The following is a 275-nucleotide window of genomic DNA, read 5'->3' as shown; positions in this document are numbered from 1 at the left end:
TTCTGAAGCGGTTGCCATATTGAATGATGCGTTCGATCAGCAAAACCAGTTCAACCAGTTCGTCCGTCTTTGTTTTCACTTCCGTGACAAGCTGTTCCGCCTCTTGAAGACGTTCGTTCACCGCATCCATGTTCAGCGGCAGCTCATTCAACTGTTCTGTCACTTTCTGCACAGTCGTCTGCGACTGTCGGATCTTTTCGGTTATGGCCTCCGGGATGCCTGGAACATTGCTTTTCTCCAGGCTGCGCGCCGTATCCTTGATTGTCTGCTTCAAT

Annotated in this window: 1 protein-coding gene; it reads right to left on the bottom strand. The window is 50.2% G+C overall.

Annotation, left to right across the window (positions count from 1 at the left end; genetic code table 11):
• On the bottom strand, nucleotides 1-275 hold a 275-nt coding region (locus CH339_RS25640; RefSeq protein ID WP_276329893.1), incomplete at both ends, for a septation ring formation regulator EzrA.

The sequence above is a fragment of the Rhodobium orientis genome, assembly GCF_003258835.1.
Taxonomy (GTDB): domain Bacteria; phylum Pseudomonadota; class Alphaproteobacteria; order Rhizobiales; family Rhodobiaceae; genus Rhodobium; species Rhodobium orientis.
This window is presented reverse-complemented; position numbering and strand designations above follow the sequence as displayed.